Below are 21,305 nucleotides of genomic sequence, written 5' to 3'. Positions count from 1 at the left end.
ATTCGCTGATTTGTTATCTTGCTATTTTGCTATTAACAGAGGTTTGACATGAGAAAAAGAAAATGGACACTTACACCGTGGTTCTTGATTTTTACGGCAATAATGTTTGCAATGGCTGTTGTAAGCTATGAATATTCGCCGATAGTTTTCTATATTGAGCTGGGTGTGTCTGTTCTTTCCTTGGCAGTTGTGCTTGTGATTTCATTGCGCTTTGCAAGCTATGTTAAGGGTACTGTGAAAAATACAGTCGAAAATATAAAGGGTATTAACGAAGACTACCTTGAAAAATTCAGTTACCCTGTTGCCGTAATAGGCAGGCAGGGTGACATTCTCTGGTGCAATTCCCGATTCCGCAAGGCTATGTGCGGCGGAAAGGGCGCAGAGGGTGACAATATCAAGGTTTATCTCTCGGGAAAAGACATTGATAACCTGAAAAAGGGCGAAGGCTGTGATGTTGCCGTTGACGGTAAAGAATACACTGTGTATTGTCATTTCACAGGCGAGAGTGCTGTTTGTGAATTTATAGAAAACACCTACTACAAGCAGATTACAAGGGAATACCTTGCGTCTAAGCCTTGCGTTGCGATTGTTGTTTTCGACAATGCCGAGGACTTTTCCGATAACTCGGACGAATCATTCTCGGAGGCAATGCTCGATATTGAAGTTTGTCTGCAAAAGTGGGCGGAGCAGTATTCGGCTCTCTACAAAAGAATCGGCAACAACCGTTTTATGATAATTTTCAAAGAAGCCGATGTTGAAAAAATGACAGCCGACAAGTTCCCGATTCTAAAAAATATCCGTGAAATCACTATAAACAACCACAGCGCGTCTATTTCGGTAGGTCTTTGCCGAGGCTATAATAGCATTAAAGAGAGCGAAATCAACGCAAGAAAAGCTCTTGAGATGGCACTCGGCAGGGGCGGCGATCAGGTTGCCGTTATTAAAAAGGATAATACATATGAGTTTTTCGGCGGAAAGGTTGCCGCAGCGGAAAAGGCAAGCAAGGTTCGTATGAGAGTAATTGCAAACGCAATCAGCCGTGTTGTTGCCGACTGTGACAAGGTTTTTATTATGGGACACAAGTTTTCCGATTTGGACTGCGTCGGTGCGGCAATCGGACTTCAGTGCATAATGGAGAAAACCTTTAAGCGTTATTCAAAGGTTGTCATTAACCGAGAAACATCAATGGCAAAACAGCTTATTGAATATACTGATGAAAAACTCGACACGGATATATTCATTTCTCCGGAAACCGCTCTTTCGGGGCTTACCCAGAAGTCACTTCTTATCATAGTTGACACGCACCTGAAGCGTTCGCTTGAAAGCAGTGAGCTTTACGAAAAGTGTAAAAAGGTTATCATCATCGACCACCACAGAAAAGCGGTCGATTACATAAACAACGCTCTTGTGTTTTGTCATGAACCGTCGGCATCCTCTACCTGTGAAATGTGCAGTGAAATTATCAGCTGTCTTGATGATTCTCCGCTTTCATATGTTCAGGCCGACGCAATGCTTGCAGGCATTACGCTTGACACAAAGAATTTTGCCGTTAAAACAGGTGTGCGCACCTTTGAAGCGGCGGCTTATTTGAGAAGAAGAGGTGCAAACACTCTCACCGTAAAGGGTATGTTTTCTGATAATATTGAAACCTACCGTGAAAAGGTTGACATTGTATGCAAGGCTCATGTTTACCGTGGATGTGCAATTTCAATTGCTCCGAGCGGTGACGGCGATATAAGACTTGCGTCGGCTCAGGCGGCTGATGAAATGCTCAACCTCAAGGGTGTTGACGCGTCATTTGTTCTCTTTGAAGACAACAATCAGATTAACATTTCCGCAAGAAGCTACGGAAATGTTAATGTTCAGATTATAATGGAAAAGCTCGGGGGCGGCGGTCATCAGACCATGGCGGCAACCCAGCTGAAAAACACTACAAAAGAGTTTGCTTATCAACAGCTGTTGTCAGAGATTGACAGCACTCTTGATGATGAGGAAAACTCGTAAGAAAGGTTGACAGGTTATGAAAGTAATTTTAATGCAGGATGTAAAATCACTCGGCAAAAAAGGCGAGCTTGTTGAAGCGTCCGACGGCTATGCAAGAAACTTTCTTCTTCCGAGAAAGCTTGCAAAAGAGGCAAATGCTCAGGCTATGAATGAATACAAAAATGCCGAAAATTCAAAAAACTATAAAATTGCAACCCAGAAAGCTCAGGCAGAACATGACAAAAAGGTTCTTGAAGGCAAAACCTTCAAAATGACTGCAAAAGCAGGACAGGGCGGCAGACTTTTCGGCAGCGTAACCTCAAAGCAGGTTGCCGATGAAATTAAAAAGCAGTATAACATAAATGTTGACAAACGCAAGGTTGTTCTTGATTGCGATATTAAGGAATTTGGTACATATCACGCAGAGGTAAAGCTCTTTACGGGCGTTTCTGCAAAGATTGATGTTCAGGTGTCCGAAGCCTAATAAAAAGGAGTAAAAATGGCTGATTTAAATTTTGCAGGCAGCTATGACGGACTTCATCTGCCGTACAGTCCCGAGGCTGAACAAGCGGTTTTAGGTGCAATTATTCTTGAAAGCAACACCTTTGACAAGGTTGTTGATATTCTGAAAAGCCCCGATTATTTCTATGTTTCTTTGCACAAGCTGATTTTTGCACAGATGCAGGAAATGGTTGGACTCGGTCTGAACATCGACTTTGTTACACTGCTTGAAAGGTTAAAACAGAATAAAGCTTTTGATGAGTCAACAGGTAAATCCTACCTCTTTGACCTTGTTGACAATTGTCCGTCAATTTCCAATGCCGAGGAGTATGCGAAGATTATTGCGGAAAAGTACAATGTCCGCAGGCTTATTACGGCATCACGTGAAATTATTGATGACGCAACAGCAGGCAACGAAGATCCCTCGGTTCTGATTGATTCGGCAGAGCAGAAGATTTTTGACATCAGACAGGGCAATGAAAGACACGGTCTTGAGCGTATCAACTCGGTAATTTTACAGACTTTTGACCGACTTGACGCACTCAACAGCGAAACCGACAACAGTATGAAACCTATCCCAACGGGCATAGGCGACCTTGACCGAATGATTACGGGACTTAACCGTTCCGACCTTATCATTCTTGCCGCCCGACCCGGTATGGGTAAAACGAGTTTCGCACTCAATATTGCACGAAATGTTGCGTGCAAGTCCAAAAAGACCGTTGCGTTTTTCTCGCTTGAAATGTCAAAGGAACAGCTTGCAAGCCGTCTGCTTTCGAGCGAGGCACTTATCGGCGGTACAAAACTGAGAACAGGTAAGCTTACTGAGGAGGAATGGTCAAGGCTTATTCCTGCAAGCGATATTCTCAGCAAAACCGACCTTTATCTTGACGATACTCCGTGCATTACAATCCCCGAGATGAAGTCAAGACTTCGCCGACTTCACAACCTTGACCTTGTTGTAATTGACTATCTTCAGCTTATGTCGAGCGGCAGAAAGATTGACAGCCGTGTAAACGAAATTTCGGAAATCACACGAAATCTGAAAATTCTTGCAAAGGAAATGAATGTTCCCGTAATCACTCTGTCACAGCTTTCCCGTGCCGCAGAAAAGCGTGATGACCACAGACCGCAGATTGCCGATCTTCGAGATTCGGGTTCTATCGAGCAGGATGCCGATATTGTACTTTTCCTCTACCGTGAGGGCTATTATGACAAAGAGGGCGGAGAGGATTCTGCCGCACCGACAGCCGATATGAATTCGGGCGAGTGTATCGTAGCAAAGAACCGTCACGGTGAAACTAATATCGTAAAACTGCATTGGCAGGGCGAGTTTATGCGTTTTACGGGAACGGACAACCGAGATGCTTAACCGTGTTATTACAACCGTTGAAAAATACGGTTTGCTTGAAAAAGGTGACAGCGTAATCGTTGCACTTTCGGGCGGAGCTGATTCCACGGCTCTGCTGAGCATTTTAGTTTCTCTGAAAGAAAAATACAATCTTTCGGTCTATGCCGCTCATATTAACCACAATATCCGCGGTGAAGAGGCAAAGCGTGATGAAAATTTCTGTAAAATTCTTTGTAAGAAATTTAACACGGAGCTTTTCATAAAAAGCGTTGATGTTCCCACACTTGCCAAACAGCAGAAAATCAGCGAAGAGCTTTGCGGAAGAAATGTCCGCTATGCTTTCTTTGAAGAGCTTTCGCAAAAACTCGGTGCAAAGGTTGCAACTGCTCACACGGCATCCGACAATGCCGAAACGCTGATATTTAACATTGCAAGAGGCACATCGGTGGCAGGCTTGTCGGCAATTCCTCCAAAACGGGGGAACATAATCAGACCTCTGATTGAACTTTTGAGAGGTGACATTGAAAGCTACTGCAAAGCAAACAACCTTGAATATGTTACCGACAGCACGAATCTTGCCGATGATTACACACGAAATTACATTAGGCACAACATTATGCCGTGCCTTAAAAGGCTGAATCCGTCTTTTGAACGGACGGCTCTCGGCTTGGGTGAGAGTGCGAGAGAGTCATTCTGTTTCATCAGAAAATATGCCGAAAAAGCTGTGAATGACTGCAAATGCGACTTCGGCTACGACTGCAAAAAGCTGTTAAAGCTTGACAGGGCAGTTTTAAAGGAAATGCTGTTCATTCTTTTAAAGAACAATAATTACAGTGTCTGTCCCGAAAGAAAAACAGTTTTGCTTTTATGTGAAATAATCGAAAACGGCGGCAGTGTTGAATTGTCAAAACAATGCACAGCCGTTTCAAAGCAGGGAATTTTCCGTTTTGTATGTTCGGATAATTTGGCTGATTTCAAAGAAATTCCGTTAAAGAATAATATGAGTTTTTTTTATGACGGAAAAACATACACGGTGAGCAAAATTGCTGATAAATCAACAAATCAAAACAACCTCGTTGCCGCAAAATGGCTTAATGAAAATGCTGTTTTCCGAACACGCAGAGCAGGCGACAGGTTTACATATCCCGACCGCACGGTCACAAAACCGCTCCGCAAGGTTTTTAACGAACAGAAGATACCATCGGAAATAAGGGACAGGCTGTTGCTTCTTGCGGTATCCGACACCGTTTTATGGTGTGAAAGGCTTGGTGTTTCATTGCAGGGAAAGCCGAATGACACCGAAAATCTATTGATGATAATAAACAAAGAGGGTTAATTATGCATAAGGATATTGAAAAAATTCTGTATTCGGAAAAAGATATTGAAAATATTGTGAACACTATTGCAAAACAGATTGAAAAAGATTATAATGACAAAGATTTTATAATGGTCGGTCTGCTCAAGGGCAGCGTTGCCTTTATGGTTGACCTTATGAGAAAGGTTAATCTTGATTTTTCAATCGACTTTATCGTTGCGTCAAGCTACGGCAGCGGTACTGTAAGCTCAGGCAGAGTTAATATTCAGAAGGATATTTCCCAGTCTGTTGAGGGCAAGGATATTCTCATTGTTGAGGATATTATCGACTCAGGCAATACTCTTGACTTTATCACAAAATATCTTAAAGCCAAGAAGGCAAAATCAGTAAAACTCTGCACACTTTTCAACAAGCCCGACAGAAGAGTTGCCGACATTCATGTTGACTACGCAGGTGCGGTAATTCCGGATGAGTTTATCGTTGGCTACGGTCTTGATTATAACGAAAAGTACAGAAATCTTCCTTATGTAGGCGTATTAAAGCCGTCAGTTTATTCGTGATTTTAATGCGAAAATAAGCCGCAAATTTTCGTGGCATTACATATTTCTACCTTGGAAAAACAATAATATAAAGAGGAGTGACAGCATTGGACAATAAAAAGAAAGTGCGCAATCTGCTGCTTTATCTCGGAATTCCGATTCTGATGATTATTATAACGGCGGCTGTGCTAAGCTCAAATAAATCGAACTCACCGAAAACCTCGGAGCTTGAGCAGTACTTTGTTCAGGATATGGTTGACAGCTTTGAAATTGATTACGGTACAGGTTCGATTGACATTACCCTTAAAGAGGGATTAAGTCCTATCAAATCATCCGATTCCGATAAGACTTCCGCAACTACCGCTGTTCAAAGCCCCACAGAATCAAAGAACTCTGATTCTCACAGCAAGAAATCAAAGGTTGTTGTAAGAGGCCAGCTTGCCGATATCCAGCGTTTTCTTGACGATATCAGGCCTTACTATCATCCCGCGTCAAACGATGAGATTCCGAATAACCTTGCCCGCGCAACGGATAATTCGTTTCTTATTGAAATTCTTCCGATAATCATTACAACGCTTATCCTTATCGTTGCATGGGTATTCATTATGAAGAAACTCGGCGGCGGCGGTCTTGGCGGCAAAGAAATGAGCTTTGGCAAAGCCAAGATTAAAAACACAAATGATGAAAAGCGAAAGACAACATTTGACGATGTTGCAGGTGCCGACGAAGAAAAGGAAGAGCTTGCAGAAGTTGTTGAGTTCCTCAAGGCTCCTGAAAAGTATAACAAACTCGGCGCAAGAATACCAAAGGGTGTTCTCCTTGTAGGCCCTCCAGGTACAGGTAAAACATTGCTTGCAAGAGCTGTTGCAGGTGAGGCAGGTGTGCCGTTCTTCTCAATTTCAGGTTCAGACTTTGTTGAGATGTTTGTCGGTGTCGGTGCGTCCCGTGTTCGTGACCTCTTTGATCAGGCAAAGAAAAACTCACCTTGCATCATTTTCATTGATGAAATTGATGCCGTAGGTCGCCAGAGAGGCGCAGGTCTTGGCGGCGGCAACGATGAGCGTGAGCAGACTCTTAACCAGCTTCTCGTTGAAATGGACGGTTTCGGTGCTAACGAGGGTGTAATCCTTATTGCCGCAACCAACAGACCCGATGTTCTTGATCCGGCTCTTATGCGTCCGGGCAGATTTGACCGTCAGGTTGTTGTAAGCTATCCCGATGTAAACGGCCGTGAGGCTATCCTCAAGGTTCATGCAAGAAAGAAACCGCTTGCGCCCGATGTAAACCTCAAGACTATTGCTAAAACAACAGCCGGATTTACAGGTGCAGACCTTGAAAATCTTCTTAATGAGGCCGCACTTCTTGCCGCAAGAAAAGATAAAAAAGCCATTACTATGGACGAAATCAAGGAGGCAACAGTCAAGGTTGTTGTCGGTGCAGAGAAAAAGAGCAAAGTAATGAGTGAGAAAGAGAAAAAGCTCACAGCCTATCATGAGGCAGGTCACGCAATTCTCTTTGATAAGCTCGAAACTCAGGACCCTGTTCACGAGATTTCAATTATCCCGACAGGTATGGCAGGCGGTTACACAATGCCGCTCCCGAGTGAGGACAAGTCGTACAACTCACGCAGAGGTATGTATGAGGATATCGTTGTAAGTCTTGGCGGTCGAGTTGCCGAAGAGCTTATTATGGATGACATCTCAACAGGTGCGTCAAACGATATTGAAAAGGCTACAAAGACAGCCCGTGCAATGGTTACAAAGTACGGTATGACTAAGGAACTCGGTTGTGTATGCTACGGCACAGACAACAATTCCGTATTCCTCGGCAGAGATATGGGCAGCAGAACTCAGGATTATTCCGAGGCTACCGCAGCTAAAATCGACCAGCTTGTTCTTGATATGATCAACAAGGCATATGGCGATGCTACCAAGATTCTCAGCGAAAATATGGATAAGCTCCACGACATTGCAAAATATCTTATTAAGCATGAGAAGATGGGCAGTGAGGACTTTACTGCCGTAATGAACGGCACATATAAAGAACCCGAAGAAGTTGAGCAGGAAACTGCCGACAAAGAACCCTCAGCCGAAACAAAGGTTGACGAGTCCACAGAAGGTTAATATCAAATAAACATAGCCTCTCGCAATGAGAGGCTATGCGTGTATATGAATCAATATTTAAACGAATGTATGAAGTTGTGTCAGGTGTTTGACACAGTAAAGGGTAGATGAAATGGCACAGGATAAAATTATTGTGAGGGGTGCAAAAGAGCATAACCTCAAAAATGTAAATGTTGAAATTCCCCGTAACAAGCTCGTTGTAATTACAGGTCTTTCGGGTTCGGGCAAAAGCTCGCTTGCATTTGACACCATCTATGCCGAGGGACAGAGAAGATATGTTGAAAGCCTTTCTTCATATGCAAGAATGTTTCTCGGTCAGATGGATAAGCCTAATGTTGAAAGCATAGAGGGACTTTCGCCTGCAATATCAATTGATCAGAAAACTACTTCAAAGAATCCCCGCTCAACGGTCGGTACGGTTACGGAAATTTACGATTATCTCCGTCTTTTGTACGCAAGAATAGGTGTTCCGCACTGTACAGTCTGCGGAAGGGAAATCCGTCAGCAGACTGTTGACCAGATTGTTGATAAGATTATGACCTATGAAACGGGTACGAAAATTCAGGTTATGGCTCCCGTTGTAAGGGGCAGAAAGGGCGAACACGCAAAGGTTCTTGACAGTGCCGGAAAATCGGGCTATGTCCGTGCAAGAGTTGACGGGATTATCTATGATTTGTCGGAAAATATTCCGATTGAAAAAAATAAAAAGCATAATATAGAAATCATTGTTGACCGTCTTGTAATCAAGCCTGAAATAGCATCAAGACTTTCAGACAGCATTGAAACCGCTTCAAAGCTTGGCGGCGGTCTTGTTATGGTGAACTTCAACGGCGATGAGGATGTGACTTTTTCACAAAAATATGCCTGCCCCGAACACGGAGTGAGCATTGACGACCTTTCGCCGAGAATGTTTTCATTCAACAATCCGTTCGGTGCGTGTCCAAAATGTACAGGACTCGGCGTATTCCTCAAAATTGACGAGAATAAAATTATTCCCGATATGTCAAAAAGTATCCGTGACGGCGGTATCAAGGGCAGCGGTTGGGCAATGGAAGGCAGTACAATTGCCGCAATGTATATGGAGGCTTTAGCGAAAAAGTACAATTTTTCGCTTGATGAACCGCTTGAAAATCTCCCGAAGGAAACTATCGACAAAATCCTCTACGGCACAGGTGATGATGAGCTGACAATCAATAAAAAATCGGTTTACGGCGGAGGTACTTATCAGCATAAATTTGAGGGTATAATCAACAACCTTGAACGCCGTTACCGTGACACAAGCAGTAACTGGATTAAGGATGAAATCCGTTCGTATATGGCAGAAATTCCGTGCGATCTTTGTCACGGTGACAGACTTTCAGCCGAAAGCCTTGCAGTAACAGTCGGCGGACTTAACATTGCCGATTTCTGCAAAATGTCGGTTGTTGACGCACTCGACTTTGTAGGTCAGCTCAAGCTTACGGAAAAAGAGCAGATTATCGGTGCTGAAATTGTTAAAGAAATTAACGAAAGACTTAACTTCCTCAAGAGCGTAGGCCTTGGCTACCTTACACTTTCAAGAAGTTCGGGAACGCTCAGCGGCGGTGAAAGTCAGCGAATCCGCCTAGCAACGCAAATCGGCAGTTCGCTTATGGGTGTGCTGTATATTCTTGACGAGCCGAGTATCGGACTTCATCAGCGTGACAATGAAAAACTTCTTGCAACCTTAAAGCGACTTCGTGACCTCGGAAATACTGTTATCGTTGTTGAACACGATGAGGACACTATGTATGCCGCAGATTGCATTGTGGATGTAGGCCCCGGGGCAGGTATTCACGGCGGTGAAATTGTCTGTGTCGGTGATGTTGAAAAGATTAAGCAATGTCCGAATTCAATCACAGGCAAGTATCTTTCGGGCGAACGCAAAGTTCCTGTTCCCGAAAAACGCAGAAAAGGCAACGGACTTTTCCTTGAAGTCAGAGGAGCGGCTGAAAATAACCTTAAAAATATCAATGTTAAAATTCCGCTCGGTGAATTTGTCTGCGTAACAGGTGTTTCGGGTTCGGGCAAAAGCTCACTTGTAAATGAAATTCTCTATAAAGCCCTTGCCCGTGACCTTAATCGAGCAAAGACAATTCCCGGTAAGCACAAGGAAATTAAGGGTATGGAAAATCTTGATAAGGTAATTGCCATTGACCAAAGCCCTATCGGCAGAACTCCCCGTTCAAATCCTGCAACATACACAGGTGTGTTTACGGATATCAGAATGCTTTATGCCGCTACAACCGATGCAAAAATGCGTGGTTTTACACCAAGCAGATTTTCATTCAATGTAAAGGGCGGCAGATGTGAGGCCTGTCAGGGTGACGGTATTATCAAGATTGAAATGCACTTTTTGTCGGATGTCTATGTTCCGTGTGAGGTCTGCAAGGGCAAGAGATATAACCGTGAAACCCTCGAAGTAAAGTACAAGGGCAAGTCAATCAACGATGTTCTTGAAATGTCCGTTGAGGAGGGAATGGAGTTCTTCTCAAATATCCCGAAGATTTACAGAAAGCTGAAAACCCTGTATGAAGTGGGTCTTGGTTATATAAAGCTCGGTCAGCCTGCAACAACGCTTTCGGGCGGTGAGGCTCAGCGTGTAAAGCTTGCAACAGAGCTTTCAAAACGCAGTACGGGCAAGACAATTTATATTCTTGACGAGCCGACAACGGGCTTGCACATTGCCGATGTACACAGACTTGTTGATGTTCTTCAGCTGCTTGTTGACGGCGGAAACACGGTTGTTGTAATCGAACACAATCTTGACCTTATCAAGACAGCCGATTATCTTATCGACCTCGGTCCCGAGGGCGGTGACGGCGGTGGTACAATCGTTGCCAAAGGCACTCCCGAACAGGTTGCAAAGGTTGAAAAATCATTTACGGGACAGTATCTTAAACCGTTGTTATAATTCTTATAGAGAAAAATAATCGTTTTAAAAAATAAATATAAAGAAATTTAGGAGAAATTGCATTGTTTAGTGCAATTTCTCCTTTTTTTGAGCCTGTAAGTGGGAGGTGATTTTTTTGACAGACCAAATTCTTATAGCGTTGATTTCATTTGCAGGAACTCTTGCAGGCTCTCTTGCGGGTATTTTCACAGCGTCAAGATTATCAAATTACCGCATTGAACAGCTCGAAAAAAAGGTTGACAAGCATAATAATCTTGTTGAGCGTGTATATCTTATTGAGCAGCACGAGGCAGTTAATGACAACAAAATCAAAACAGCGGAACACAGAATAGCGGATTTGGAAAACGAACAAAACAAGGAAAGGAAAATATAATATAATGAGTAAAATGAAAATATGCTTAAAAAAGCCGTGTTTAAAAAGAGCGTTCAGAACATTTATTCAGACTGCTCTCGGTTATGTTATTACCAATGTAACTCTCGCATTGGGAGGTCTTGATTTTAACGACGGTGATGTTGTAAAGAACGCTCTCATCGGTCTTGCTGTTGCGGCTGTTGCGGCAGGTGCATCGGCAGTAATGAATTTAAAAGAGGGAGAAGATAAAGACAATGAGTAAAAAAATATATCTCAGTCCATCAAACCAAAACGGCAACACCTATGCAACAGGTGGTACAAATGAAATGGCTCAGTGCGACAAAATTGCCGCCGCAGCAGCCAAAGCACTCAAGCGTTGCGGATTTAATGTTATGGTCGCAAAGTCGGGTACGCTTATGCAGACACGCTGTCCCGAGTCGGATAAGTTTGGAGCAGACATTCATATGCCGATCCACACTAATGCGTTTAACGGCAAATATACGGGCGGTACAAGAGTGTTTTGTCTGAACTCAAACGGCAGAAAGGCTGCCGAGGCGGTAAAGTCTGCCCTCGGAGCAATCTCGCCCGGCAAGGACGATTCAGTCAGCTACAAAACCGACCTCTACGAAATCAATGTGCCGAAGGCATTAACCGTGTATGTTGAATGCGAGTTTCACGACACCGTGACAGGCTCGGATTGGATACGCAAGAATACAGTTGCAATCGGAGAGGCAATCTGCAAGGGTATGTGCAATTATTTTGATGTGAAATACAAAACTGACTCTGCAGGCTCAGACAGTTCAAAAGCGGGTTCGGATAAAGCTTTCAGGCGTTATATCGTGAGAATAACCTCGTCAAACGGCGTGAATATCCGTAAAGGTCCGGGTACAAATTACGATGTGAACGGTGCTGTTCCAAAGGGCGGAGCGTACACGATAGTCGATGAAAAGTCGGGTGCAGGTGCAGCCAAGTGGGGCAAACTCAAAAGCGGTGCCGGTTGGATAGCACTTGATTATACTGAAAAAATAAGATAAAGCAAAAAAGGAGTCGTGATTTTTCACGGCTCTGATTTTTATGCAGAAATTATGTAATTATGAATTTTTCTCAAACGCAAAAAAGACCGTCAAATGACAGTCTTTTTCGCGATTGTGTGTTTTATGAAAATGAATGTTTCAATAAAGAAGCAAACATTTTTGCCGAATATTAAGTGAACTTTTTCTCCGCTCACTGCTATATATTATACAGATTTTTAGGGGTAAATTCAAGGCGAGAGGGTGCAATTCTAATATTCATACAGTCGAAAAGACAAACTGTACAAAAAATCAAGAAGATGTTTGTGCAGTATTTTTTTTAGAATCTTAAATTACCCGACAAAAATGATGATTTGAAAAATTGGCTCTATACAAAATAAACAAAAAGTAAATCAATAAGAAATATTGTTTTTACTGTTAAACACCATTTTTAATTGGATTAATCTTTTTTCTGCGGATATTTGCCATAAAAATAAGTGCAACGATAAAGGCTACAGCTTCGCCGATCGGGAATGCAATCCAGATTATTGAAGATGCAAAATCAAAGCATGAAAAGATGTATGCAAGGGGCAGAGGAACAACAATAAGTCGTACAAGCGAAAGTATCAGCGAATGCACACCGTTGCCGAGTGCCTGAAAAATTCCCTGATACGCAATGTTAGCACCGACAAATATAAATCCGGGTGTGATGATTCTAATTGCAAGCATTGCAAGTTCGGTTGTCGATTCTGTAAGCGAGAATATTCCGAGTATCTGTTTTGCAAAAATTTGAAGAATTATAATTCCTGCACAAAGAATTGATACCGTGTAAATAAGTCCGTATTTAATGCTGTCGTTTACTCGCTTTTTATCCTGTTTGCCGTAGTTGAACGCTATAATCGGAATCATCGCATTGTTCATGCCGAATGCGGCAAAAAATACAAACTGCTGAATTTTGTAGTAAATACCGTAAGCCGTAACCGCGTCCGTTGAAACTCTTACAAAAATAACATTAATGCTGTATGTCAAAATCGACATAAGTGCCTGCATAATAATAGCGGGGATACCAACCTGATAAATCTGCCTGATAATCCTGCCTTCGGGTTTCATATATTTTAATGATGTGTTGAAATGCTTTGAATTGCATCTGAAATAGAAATATGCGTCAATAAAGAATGAAATGAACTGACCTATAACCGTTGCGATAGCCGCACCGTCAATACCGAGCTTCGGGCAACCGCACCAACCGAAAATCATAATCGGATCGAGTATCATGTTCACAACCGCACCGACAATCTGCGCAACTGTTGTCTGCATTGTATATCCCGTTGCCTGTAACAGCTTTTCAAAAATCATGTACATACTAACGCCCAGTGAACTGTAGGTGCAGATTTTCAGATATGAAACAGCCATTGATGTGATAATCGGATCGCTTGTTTGTGAGGCTATGTATGCGTCAACTCCGAAAATTCCGAAAAGAACAAATACAACACAGGTGCAAAGTGCAAGAAAAATTGAGTTGCCCGAAATTTTACTGCACTTTTCTTTGTTACCCTCACCAAGACTTCTTGACAAAATCGAGTTGATGCCGACTCCCGTACCGACTCCGACCGCAACCATAAGCATCTGAACAGGAAATGCCAACGTGAGTGCATTTACCGCATAATCACCGAGTGCGGGTATATTCGGATCTTTCATACAGCTTACAAAGTAGCTGTCAACGATATTGTACACAGCCTGTACAACCATTGAAATTATCATCGGAACACCCATAGTAAGCAAAAGCCTGCTTATTTTTTCAGTTCCCATTTTATTCATTTTTTGCGTTTTTTCCATTATATAACCTCCGATGTTTTTGACACAAAAAATGCGCAGCATTGAAAATCCGGACTTATGCCATTCAATGCTGCACGATTACTCTTATTATACACTTTTTATTATGCTTTTGTAATTGATTTACACACCAAAATTTTAGTGAAAACGCAAAATCTTTTTGTTGATTATCCGAATTATATGTCATAAACGAAGAAATTTTGGAAAAACAGAGCATAGTCCGTACAAAGGGACAGTGAATGTATGTCACTTAACATATCGAACAAATGTTCTTGAATTTGTTCGATATGTTCTATATAATGAAATTAGAAGGTTAAAAGCCCCGTCATACCTTCGGAATGAATAAAGCGGAGAAAGGACATATACATGATAGATTATTTTGAATGGTCAAACGAATATAAGAACACTGCAAATAACATTGCAGATGTTATTGACAGGCTCAAATCTGAAAAAAGAGGTAAATCGAATTTTTCAAAAAAAGAACTCGATGTAAAAATCGCAAAATACAAAATTTATTACAATGAGTGCATACACATTTCAAATTTACTTTTAGGAAGATATTACGGAGAATGATTGAATGAAAAACATAATTCATATTACGGACAACAACAAGCACAAAATTATGGCTGATTCGGGTTTTATCCAAGGCAGTACCAACGAAAGCTCTCGTGAAAGGATGAAAAAAATTCTTTCAATGGCTGTTCTGAATGAACTGACCGAAAGACAGAGAATCTGTATCATTGATTACTATTTCAACGGAAAAAAGCAAAAGGAGATTGCCGAAAATCTGGGGATTGATTCGTCAACGGTTTCACGCCATATTATTAAGGCAAGGGACAAGCTAAGGCACATTGCTTCATATTATGTAAATTAGTCGGTTTGAATTTCAAAATCGGGGAGATACCACAAAAGAGCTTCTTCGGCACTGCAGCCGTTTTTGCAAAGATAATCAATTCCCGAAAGGCTCACACCCACACATTCGGCATTTTCATCATAATTTTCTGCGTAGCAATCCCAAGGCGAGGCTACGCTGTGAAGATATTTGTAATTCACATTTTTATATGTAGTGCCGTTTGAGGTTTCGGAAAAGGGAATAAACAACACTTCGCTTTTTTTGCGGAGTGTTTTGTTTTTTACGCTTTCAGCCGCTTTCCTTATCTCCGAATAAACATCCTTCATATTCCCCGAAGCGTTTTCCTCATACAAAAAATCGTTTGCCTCAAATGAGTCGGGCTTTGCCCTGTAATCGGTGTTCATAAGGATGGCTGTTGCCTTTACTGTTTCGGCAGAGTAGCTGTTTTTATAAAGTCCTGCTGTCAGAGCACAGAGAATTTCATCTGAAGATTTTGAATTTTCAGGCGTGTCCGCTGTTGATACAGCTTGACTTGCACGGTTTTTTGCCGAACACCTTGAAGCTGCCATCGGAAGCACGGCGGTAAGAATTAACAGAACTAAAACTGTACATATTTTCCCTCTCATTATATTGCTCCTTTATTTCGCACAAAAAAATAAATAATACTAATCTATTTTGTGACTTATTTTTTCTTGACATAACGGTTATGTTGGCTTAAAATAATATATGATTGAACTGAAATAATAATTACCTGCAATTCAATTTGCATTAACAGCGCTGTTTTACTGCGTCTTATAATAATCGTGTAACACTGTTGCTTTTGGAAATCGGCATGTTACGGTACAGAAACGGAGAATTATATGAAAACAAAATATTCGATTATACCATTTATACCGGCTGTTATCGCAGCGGTCGGTCTCAAAATAATGAGTATGTTTGCCATGGACGGAAACGGTCTTTTGTTCGGAATGAATAAGTCATCAATCAACTATTGCGTAATCGGAATTTCACTCGGACTTTTTGCGTTGTGTGTGCTGATTAACCTTTTTGACAGAAGAACCGCACCGGTCTGTCCCGTAAAGAGAAATGTTGTTTCGGGTACACTCGCAATTTTGTCGGGTGTTGCAATTGTTGGTTCATCGTTTCTTACTCTGCTCAATACAACCGCCGGCAACAGTGAAGGCTATCTTTTGAGCATTCTTGTTGCGTTGTTCTCAATCCCTGCAGCCATCGCAATGGTTATGATAAGTAAGGTGCATTTTACAGGCAAGACAATTGTTTCAAATGCGTCTATGTTTTTTGTTTTCCCTGCGCTTTGGGGCTGCTGCGGACTTGTATCCGAATTTATTGCCGCTACAAAGGTTTCAATTTCAGCAAGCGATATGACACCGCTTTTCTGTTATATCTTTATCACGCTTTACCTTTTCTCAAGCTCAATGGTTGTTTCAAGAGTAAAGGGCAAAAATCCTGTAAAGGCCTGCTTTATCTACGGTCTGCCTGCCGCAACTGTTTCACTTGCATACGGCGTAGGGGCTGTTCTTACCTCTTCTGTTGAAAACACAGGTGTCAGCGCTCTTGTGAATGGTATTATGTTCATTATTCTTGCTGCGTATATTGTTTCGTTCACTGTAGAAATGTTTACGAACTGCCTTACAAAAGCAGAGGTTGAAATTATTGACAGCCTTCCCGAAGATGAAGATACATACGAAAACAGCTACATCAGCTCGGGCGGTTACGATGAGCTTGTTGTATCCGACAAAAATGATGAGGATGTTCCTCTGAGCGATGACAGCTACGAGACTGTTGCACAGGGTCTTTCTGATTTCGTAATGGGTTATGATGACGATAACTATGATGAGTCAACTATCAAAGACGCTAATATAAATGACGGTCTTGTCCTCGGTTACGGTGAAGAACCTCAAACTCAGTATGCAGAGAATACTGCCGCTGAGCCTGAGAAGGAGAAGACTGCAGAGCCTGTTAAAGAAAATCCCGTAAAGCCTGTTGAAAAAAATACAGCGAAGCCTGTTAAAGAGAGTCCTGCAAAGTCTGTTAAAAAAATTACGGCAAAGCCTGTTAAAGAGAGTCCTGCAAAGTCTGTTGAAAAAATTACAGCAAAGCCTGCTGAAGAAAATTCTGCAAGGTCAGTAAAAAATATTTCGGCAGAGCCTGAAATTCACGAGGAATTTAAGAATGCAAGGCGTATCAATACTCCCGAGAAAAAGCCGGAACCCATAAAGGCAGAAGCTCCTGTTGAAAATTTTGAAGTTACAAGCGACAGAATGAGCGAAATTGACAGACTTCTCAAGGAACTCGAAGATAAAAAATAATTAAGAACATCGAATTAGGTGTTGACATTCAGGTTTTAAAGTGGTACCATACAAATGAAAAGAAAATTGATTTTTGATGAGGACACGATTTGCAGTCCTGCTTTTTCCAGAGAGCGAAATTATTTGCTGTGATATTTCGCAAAAAGCATTGCAAGTTACCACCTTTAAGACTGTGCAGGAAATGGCACGGCGTTTGGTTGCGTTAAAACCGTCAAGAGGGCTTTAAGCCGAACTTGGGTGGAACCACGATTTATTCGTCCCAATATTCCGTTTTGGAATATTGGGATTTTTTGTTTTCATCACATATTAAAAGGAGAATGGTTATGATTAATGTTGAATTAAAAGGCGGAGCAGTCAAGGAATTTGAAAACGGTACAACTCCTGCCGAAATTGCAAAATCAATCGGTGCAGGCTTGTACAAGTCTGTTTGCTGTGCAAAGGTTGACGGCGACCTTTGTGACCTCAGAACACCGCTTGAAAAAGATTGTAAGGTTGAACTTCTCACATTCGATAATGTTGACGGTCAGAAAACTTTCTGGCACACAGCATCTCATGTTCTTGCTCAGGCAGTAAAAAGACTTTATCCGAATGCAAAGTGTGCAATCGGTCCTGCCGTTGACAACGGTTTTTACTATGATTTTGATGTTGAAAAGCCTTTCTCACCCGAAGACCTTGAAAAAATCAAGGCTGAGATGAAGAAAATCGTAAAATCAGGTCTTGAGCTTGAAAGAGTTGAGCTTTCTCCCGAGGAGGCAGAAAAGAAGCTTGAAGAGATGAACGAGCCTTACAAGGTTGAACTTGTTAAGGAACATTCCGACAAGGGCGAGCATATCACATTCTACAAACAGGGTGAGTTTATCGACCTCTGCGCAGGTCCTCACCTCATGAGTGTTGCACCGATCAAGGCTATTGAACTCACTGCCTGCACAGGCGCTTACTGGAGAGGTGACGCAAACAACGCACAGCTTTGTCGTGTTTACGGTGTAGCTTTCCCAAAGGCGTCAATGCTTGAAGAACACCTCAAAAAGCTTGAAGAAGCAAAGCTTCGTGACCACAACAAGCTCGGTCGTGAACTTGAATACTTTACAACTGTTGACTATGTTGGTCAGGGACTTCCTATTCTTCTTCCAAAGGGTGCAAGAGTTGTTCAGCTTTTACAGAGATGGGTTGAAGATGTTGAGCAGTCAAAGGGCTGTCTTCTTACAAAAACTCCTCTTCTTGCAAAGAGAGATCTTTATAAAATTTCAGGTCACTGGGATCATTACCTTGACGGTATGTTTGTACTCGGCGATCCGGATGACGAAGAAAAGGAATGCTTCGCACTTCGTCCTATGACTTGCCCGTTCCAGTATCAGGTTTATCTTAACAAACAGCGTTCATATCGTGACCTTCCGATGCGTCTTACGGAAACATCAACACTTTTCCGTAACGAGGCAAGCGGTGAGATGCACGGTCTTATCCGTGTTCGTCAGTTCACAATTTCAGAAGGACACTACATTCTCCGTCCCGATCAGCTTGAACAGGAATTCAAGGGTTGTCTTGAGCTTGCTAAATATTTCCTTGACACGGTAGGACTTCTTGAAAACTGTACTTTCAGATTCTCACAGTGGGATCCTGAAAACAAGAATAATAAGTATGAGGGTACAAAGGAACAGTGGGAAGAGTCACAGGCTGTTATGAAAACTATTCTTGATGACCTTGATGTTGACTATGAGGTTGGTATTGACGAGGCCGCATTCTACGGTCCGAAGCTTGATATTCAGTACAAGAATGTGTTTGGTAAAGAAGACACAATTGTTACAATCCAGATTGATATGCTCCTTGCCGAAAAATTCGGTATGTACTACATCGACAAGGACGGTCAGAAGAAGCTTCCGTATATTATTCACAGAACTTCACTCGGCTGCTTTGAAAGAACTCTTGCATATATGATTGAAAGATTTGCCGGTGTAATGCCTCTTTGGCTTGCTCCCGAACAGATCAGGCTTCTTCCGATAAAAGATGGCAATGTTGAGTATGCACAGGGCATTGCAGACAAACTTACTTCACTTGGTATGAGGGTTACTGTTGACAGCAGAGATGAAAACATCGGTCCTAAAATCAAGGCTGCAAGACTTGAAAGAATCCCGTACATCCTTGTAATCGGCGACAACGAGATGAATTCATCAACGGTTACGGTTCGTTCAAGAAAAAGAGGAGAAATCCCGAATATGCCTGTTGACGAATTTGTTGCTCTTGTTAAGAACGAAGTAGACACAAAAGAAAAATAATTCTTTAATTTTTTTCGGAGGGATGCTGATGTCCGGAGGATTCACTCCGTTTGATAAAAACAGCTACAAGGAATCGAAACGCAGACGAAAACAGGCACTTATTGAGGAAAAAACAGGAAGGATTCTTCCTGTTTCCAATCCTCGCCGAAGGTACATTGCGATAATTTCCGTCGGTGTGATTCTTGCCGCAGCGATTGTGTTCGGAATCTTTGCAATTCTAAAAAGCAATCAGAAAAGTAATTCCGAAACTCCCGAACAGCTTCAGACCGAAAGCGAAATGCTGCTGACGGTTGTTGACAGTGCAAATCCGCTTGATAAGGATTATGTGCCTGATCTTGAAACCGTGAACGGATTCAGAGTGAACAGTGACGCACTGAAACCGCTTGAAAATCTTTTGAAAGCGTCAAAAGTAAACGGTACCGAACTTAAAATCAAAACTGCCTATGTTAGCTATGACGAACAGGAAGAAAAGTTTCAGTCCGAACTTCAAAAACTGGTGAAGTCATCCAAATACACAACTGTCAGGGCAGAGGCTGAGGTTTTGAAAAGCACACCTCACGGCGGACAGTCGGAATTACAGACAGGGCTGTTGATTGAATTTGACTTTTCCGCAGAGGGCTCAAGGGCTTTTCTCGAACGGAGCTGCGTTGAATACGGCTTTATACAAAGGTATCCAGAGAACAAAACCGAAGTAACCCGAATGAATCCGTCAGACTCGCTGTACAGGTATGTCGGTTCGGAAAATGCAAAGGCTATGAGATCATACGGAATGTGCCTTGAAGAGTATAACAGCTACCTTCAAAAGCAAAAAAGTCAAAATAATTTAAAAAAATCTTAAAAACACTTGCATTTTGCAATATTGTGATGTATAATTGATTCGTTAATTGTGTAATGTCAGGTAGGTGAAAACGATGAAAGAGAATATCCATCCTAAGTATGAGAAAACAACAATTACTTGTGCTTGCGGTAATGTTATTGAAACAGGTTCAACAAAGAAAGATATTCGTGTTGAAATTTGTTCAAAATGCCACCCATTCTTTACAGGAAAGCAGAAATTAGTTGATACCGGCGGACGCGTTGACAGATTCAAAAAGCGTTTCGGTATGGATAAATAATTTATTATGTAATTGTTTAGGCGGCACATTTGTGCCGCCTTGTTTACTTTACAGATATTTTGTATAAGCTTGTGCAAGGTGTCTGTATAATTGAGGTATTATTATGGCGAAGGATTACAAAACCGTTCTGAGTAACGCAAAAGACGAATTTGTTGAAAAGCGTTCACGCTTTATCGGCTATTGCAAACCCGTAACCTGTGAGCAGGAGGCTGTTGATTTTATCAACGAAAAACGCAGTGAGCATTGGAACGCAACTCACAATGTTTACGCCTATTCTCTGCGTGAGGGCAACATAAAGCGTTACAGCGATGACGGCGAACCCTCGGGGACAGCCGGTATGCCTTGCCTTGATGTAATTGTGAAAAATGAAATTTATGATGTATGCGTTGTCGTTACCCGCTATTTCGGAGGTGTTCTGCTCGGCACGGGAGGACTTGTGAGAGCATATTCTCACGGTACAAAAATTGCCCTTGACGCCGCAAAAATCGTTAAAATGCAAAACTGCCTTGTGTGTTCGGCTCGCTGTACATACAATCAGTACGGAAAAGTTTCAGCGCTTGTAACGGATAACGGCGGTGCGGTTGACGATACTGTCTATGAAGGCGATGTGCTTATCAAATTTCACATTTCGCCCGACTTGATCTCACAACTCAATAAAAGGCTTGCCGACGCAACGTCGGGTGAGGTTCAGGCAGTTTCCGATGAAGAAAAATATTACGCTGTTGAGGTTTAAAATTCTTTTCTGACAAATTGTCTTTTATTTTGACCTCGAAAAACGGCAAAATAAAAAATTCTTTG

At 42.0% G+C, this 21,305-nt stretch carries 19 protein-coding genes; 17 read left to right on the top strand and 2 right to left on the bottom strand.

Annotation, left to right across the window (positions count from 1 at the left end):
- Window positions 1–48: 48 nt before the first annotated feature.
- From RBATCC27255_RS05285 to RBATCC27255_RS10450, 10 genes are all read left to right on the top strand, one after another.
- Window positions 49–2,004, top strand: coding sequence for a DHH family phosphoesterase (locus RBATCC27255_RS05285; protein WP_101029051.1), 1,956 nt, complete (start codon window positions 49–51; stop codon window positions 2,002–2,004).
- 16 nt (window positions 2,005–2,020) lie between these two features.
- Window positions 2,021–2,467, top strand: a complete 447-nt coding sequence (gene rplI, locus RBATCC27255_RS05280; protein WP_101029050.1) for a 50S ribosomal protein L9 — start codon at window positions 2,021–2,023, stop codon at window positions 2,465–2,467.
- A 15-nt stretch (window positions 2,468–2,482) separates the two neighbouring features.
- Window positions 2,483–3,856 carry a replicative DNA helicase gene (gene dnaB, locus RBATCC27255_RS05275; protein ID WP_101029049.1) on the top strand — a complete coding sequence of 458 codons (1,374 nt, stop codon included), beginning with the start codon at window positions 2,483–2,485 and terminating at the stop codon, window positions 3,854–3,856.
- Window positions 3,849–5,171, top strand: coding sequence for a tRNA lysidine(34) synthetase TilS (gene tilS, locus RBATCC27255_RS05270; RefSeq protein WP_101029048.1), 1,323 nt, complete (start codon window positions 3,849–3,851; stop codon window positions 5,169–5,171). The genes dnaB and tilS overlap by 8 nt, the downstream gene beginning before the upstream one ends.
- Window positions 5,172–5,173: 2 nt before the next feature.
- Window positions 5,174–5,710: a hypoxanthine phosphoribosyltransferase gene (hpt, locus tag RBATCC27255_RS05265; protein ID WP_101029047.1), complete on the top strand. Its 537-nt coding sequence runs from the start codon at window positions 5,174–5,176 to the stop codon at window positions 5,708–5,710.
- Window positions 5,711–5,853: 143 nt separating this feature from the next.
- A complete protein-coding gene (gene ftsH / locus RBATCC27255_RS05260; protein WP_101029066.1) occupies window positions 5,854–7,812 on the top strand; it encodes an ATP-dependent zinc metalloprotease FtsH in 1,959 nt (652 codons plus the stop codon).
- 112 nt (window positions 7,813–7,924) lie between these two features.
- Complete coding sequence (gene uvrA / locus RBATCC27255_RS05255) at window positions 7,925–10,744, top strand: excinuclease ABC subunit UvrA (RefSeq protein WP_101029046.1); 2,820 nt, start codon at window positions 7,925–7,927, stop codon at window positions 10,742–10,744.
- A 115-nt stretch (window positions 10,745–10,859) separates the two neighbouring features.
- The gene (locus tag RBATCC27255_RS05250) at window positions 10,860–11,117 is read left to right on the top strand and encodes a hypothetical protein (protein WP_021883346.1); all 258 of its coding nucleotides are present in this window, start codon (window positions 10,860–10,862) and stop codon (window positions 11,115–11,117) included.
- A 4-nt stretch (window positions 11,118–11,121) separates the two neighbouring features.
- Window positions 11,122–11,358, top strand: a complete 237-nt coding sequence (locus RBATCC27255_RS05245; protein ID WP_101029045.1) for a hypothetical protein — start codon at window positions 11,122–11,124, stop codon at window positions 11,356–11,358.
- The gene (locus RBATCC27255_RS10450; RefSeq protein ID WP_101029044.1) at window positions 11,351–12,130 is read left to right on the top strand and encodes an N-acetylmuramoyl-L-alanine amidase; all 780 of its coding nucleotides are present in this window, start codon (window positions 11,351–11,353) and stop codon (window positions 12,128–12,130) included. Before RBATCC27255_RS05245 ends, RBATCC27255_RS10450 begins: the two co-directional genes overlap by 8 nt.
- 414 nt (window positions 12,131–12,544) lie before the next feature.
- Here RBATCC27255_RS10450 and RBATCC27255_RS05235 read toward each other — a convergent pair whose 3' ends face one another.
- Window positions 12,545–13,942 (bottom strand): MATE family efflux transporter, encoded by a 1,398-nt coding sequence (locus RBATCC27255_RS05235; RefSeq protein ID WP_169923264.1) that lies wholly within the window; start codon window positions 13,940–13,942, stop codon window positions 12,545–12,547.
- A 363-nt stretch (window positions 13,943–14,305) separates the two neighbouring features.
- Here RBATCC27255_RS05235 and RBATCC27255_RS05230 point away from each other — a divergent pair, with 363 nt between their 5' ends.
- Together RBATCC27255_RS05230 and RBATCC27255_RS05225 are read left to right on the top strand one after the other, a co-directional pair.
- Window positions 14,306–14,512: a hypothetical protein gene (locus RBATCC27255_RS05230; protein ID WP_101029043.1), complete on the top strand. Its 207-nt coding sequence runs from the start codon at window positions 14,306–14,308 to the stop codon at window positions 14,510–14,512.
- Between the two features lie 4 nt (window positions 14,513–14,516).
- Window positions 14,517–14,813, top strand: coding sequence for a sigma-70 family RNA polymerase sigma factor (locus RBATCC27255_RS05225; protein ID WP_101029042.1), 297 nt, complete (start codon window positions 14,517–14,519; stop codon window positions 14,811–14,813).
- On the opposite strand, the gene RBATCC27255_RS05220 is transcribed toward RBATCC27255_RS05225, so the two are convergent.
- Entirely contained in the window at window positions 14,810–15,418 is a 609-nt protein-coding gene (locus tag RBATCC27255_RS05220; RefSeq protein WP_101029041.1) for a hypothetical protein, read from the bottom strand. The genes RBATCC27255_RS05225 and RBATCC27255_RS05220 overlap by 4 nt on opposite strands.
- A 234-nt stretch (window positions 15,419–15,652) precedes the next feature.
- On the opposite strand from RBATCC27255_RS05220, the gene RBATCC27255_RS05215 reads away from it, so the two are divergent.
- The 5 genes from RBATCC27255_RS05215 to RBATCC27255_RS05195 all read left to right on the top strand — a co-directional run bounded on the left by RBATCC27255_RS05215 (window position 15,653) and on the right by RBATCC27255_RS05195 (window position 21,240).
- Window positions 15,653–17,122, top strand: coding sequence for a hypothetical protein (locus RBATCC27255_RS05215; RefSeq protein ID WP_101029040.1), 1,470 nt, complete (start codon window positions 15,653–15,655; stop codon window positions 17,120–17,122).
- Between the two features lie 323 nt (window positions 17,123–17,445).
- Window positions 17,446–19,392 (top strand): threonine--tRNA ligase, encoded by a 1,947-nt coding sequence (gene thrS / locus RBATCC27255_RS05210; protein WP_101029039.1) that lies wholly within the window; start codon window positions 17,446–17,448, stop codon window positions 19,390–19,392.
- Between the two features lie 28 nt (window positions 19,393–19,420).
- Window positions 19,421–20,230 (top strand): M15 family metallopeptidase, encoded by an 810-nt coding sequence (locus tag RBATCC27255_RS05205; RefSeq protein ID WP_169923263.1) that lies wholly within the window; start codon window positions 19,421–19,423, stop codon window positions 20,228–20,230.
- A 73-nt stretch (window positions 20,231–20,303) separates the two neighbouring features.
- Window positions 20,304–20,507: a 50S ribosomal protein L31 gene (gene rpmE / locus RBATCC27255_RS05200; RefSeq protein WP_015523645.1), complete on the top strand. Its 204-nt coding sequence runs from the start codon at window positions 20,304–20,306 to the stop codon at window positions 20,505–20,507.
- A 103-nt stretch (window positions 20,508–20,610) separates the two neighbouring features.
- Window positions 20,611–21,240, top strand: coding sequence for a YigZ family protein (locus RBATCC27255_RS05195; protein WP_101029037.1), 630 nt, complete (start codon window positions 20,611–20,613; stop codon window positions 21,238–21,240).
- Window positions 21,241–21,305 lie beyond the last annotated feature (65 nt).

The sequence above is a fragment of the Ruminococcus bromii genome (genome assembly GCF_002834225.1).
GTDB lineage: Bacteria > Bacillota > Clostridia > Oscillospirales > Acutalibacteraceae > Ruminococcoides > Ruminococcoides bromii.
The sequence above is the reverse complement of the archived record's forward strand: the minus strand, read 5'-3'. Positions and strand labels throughout refer to the sequence as shown.

Bases quoted from the DNA above. Each gene is read 5' to 3' on its own strand.
- tilS (WP_101029048.1), top strand. From the start codon at position 3,849: ATGCTTAACCGTGTTATTACAACCGTTGAAAAATACGGTTTGCTTGAA.
- RBATCC27255_RS05235 (WP_169923264.1), bottom strand. From the start codon at position 13,942: ATGGAAAAAACGCAAAAAATGAATAAAATGGGAACTGAAAAAATAAGC.
- RBATCC27255_RS05220 (WP_101029041.1), bottom strand. From the start codon at position 15,418: ATGAGAGGGAAAATATGTACAGTTTTAGTTCTGTTAATTCTTACCGCC.
- ftsH (WP_101029066.1), top strand. From the start codon at position 5,854: ATGATTATTATAACGGCGGCTGTGCTAAGCTCAAATAAATCGAACTCA.
- RBATCC27255_RS05205 (WP_169923263.1), top strand. From the start codon at position 19,421: ATGTCCGGAGGATTCACTCCGTTTGATAAAAACAGCTACAAGGAATCG.
- RBATCC27255_RS05230 (WP_101029043.1), top strand. From the start codon at position 14,306: ATGATAGATTATTTTGAATGGTCAAACGAATATAAGAACACTGCAAAT.
- RBATCC27255_RS05245 (WP_101029045.1), top strand. From the start codon at position 11,122: ATGAGTAAAATGAAAATATGCTTAAAAAAGCCGTGTTTAAAAAGAGCG.
- RBATCC27255_RS05285 (WP_101029051.1), top strand. From the start codon at position 49: ATGAGAAAAAGAAAATGGACACTTACACCGTGGTTCTTGATTTTTACG.
- rpmE (WP_015523645.1), top strand. From the start codon at position 20,304: ATGAAAGAGAATATCCATCCTAAGTATGAGAAAACAACAATTACTTGT.
- RBATCC27255_RS05215 (WP_101029040.1), top strand. From the start codon at position 15,653: ATGAAAACAAAATATTCGATTATACCATTTATACCGGCTGTTATCGCA.
- thrS (WP_101029039.1), top strand. From the start codon at position 17,446: ATGATTAATGTTGAATTAAAAGGCGGAGCAGTCAAGGAATTTGAAAAC.
- RBATCC27255_RS05225 (WP_101029042.1), top strand. From the start codon at position 14,517: ATGAAAAACATAATTCATATTACGGACAACAACAAGCACAAAATTATG.
- dnaB (WP_101029049.1), top strand. From the start codon at position 2,483: ATGGCTGATTTAAATTTTGCAGGCAGCTATGACGGACTTCATCTGCCG.
- RBATCC27255_RS10450 (WP_101029044.1), top strand. From the start codon at position 11,351: ATGAGTAAAAAAATATATCTCAGTCCATCAAACCAAAACGGCAACACC.
- rplI (WP_101029050.1), top strand. From the start codon at position 2,021: ATGAAAGTAATTTTAATGCAGGATGTAAAATCACTCGGCAAAAAAGGC.
- hpt (WP_101029047.1), top strand. From the start codon at position 5,174: ATGCATAAGGATATTGAAAAAATTCTGTATTCGGAAAAAGATATTGAA.
- uvrA (WP_101029046.1), top strand. From the start codon at position 7,925: ATGGCACAGGATAAAATTATTGTGAGGGGTGCAAAAGAGCATAACCTC.
- RBATCC27255_RS05195 (WP_101029037.1), top strand. From the start codon at position 20,611: ATGGCGAAGGATTACAAAACCGTTCTGAGTAACGCAAAAGACGAATTT.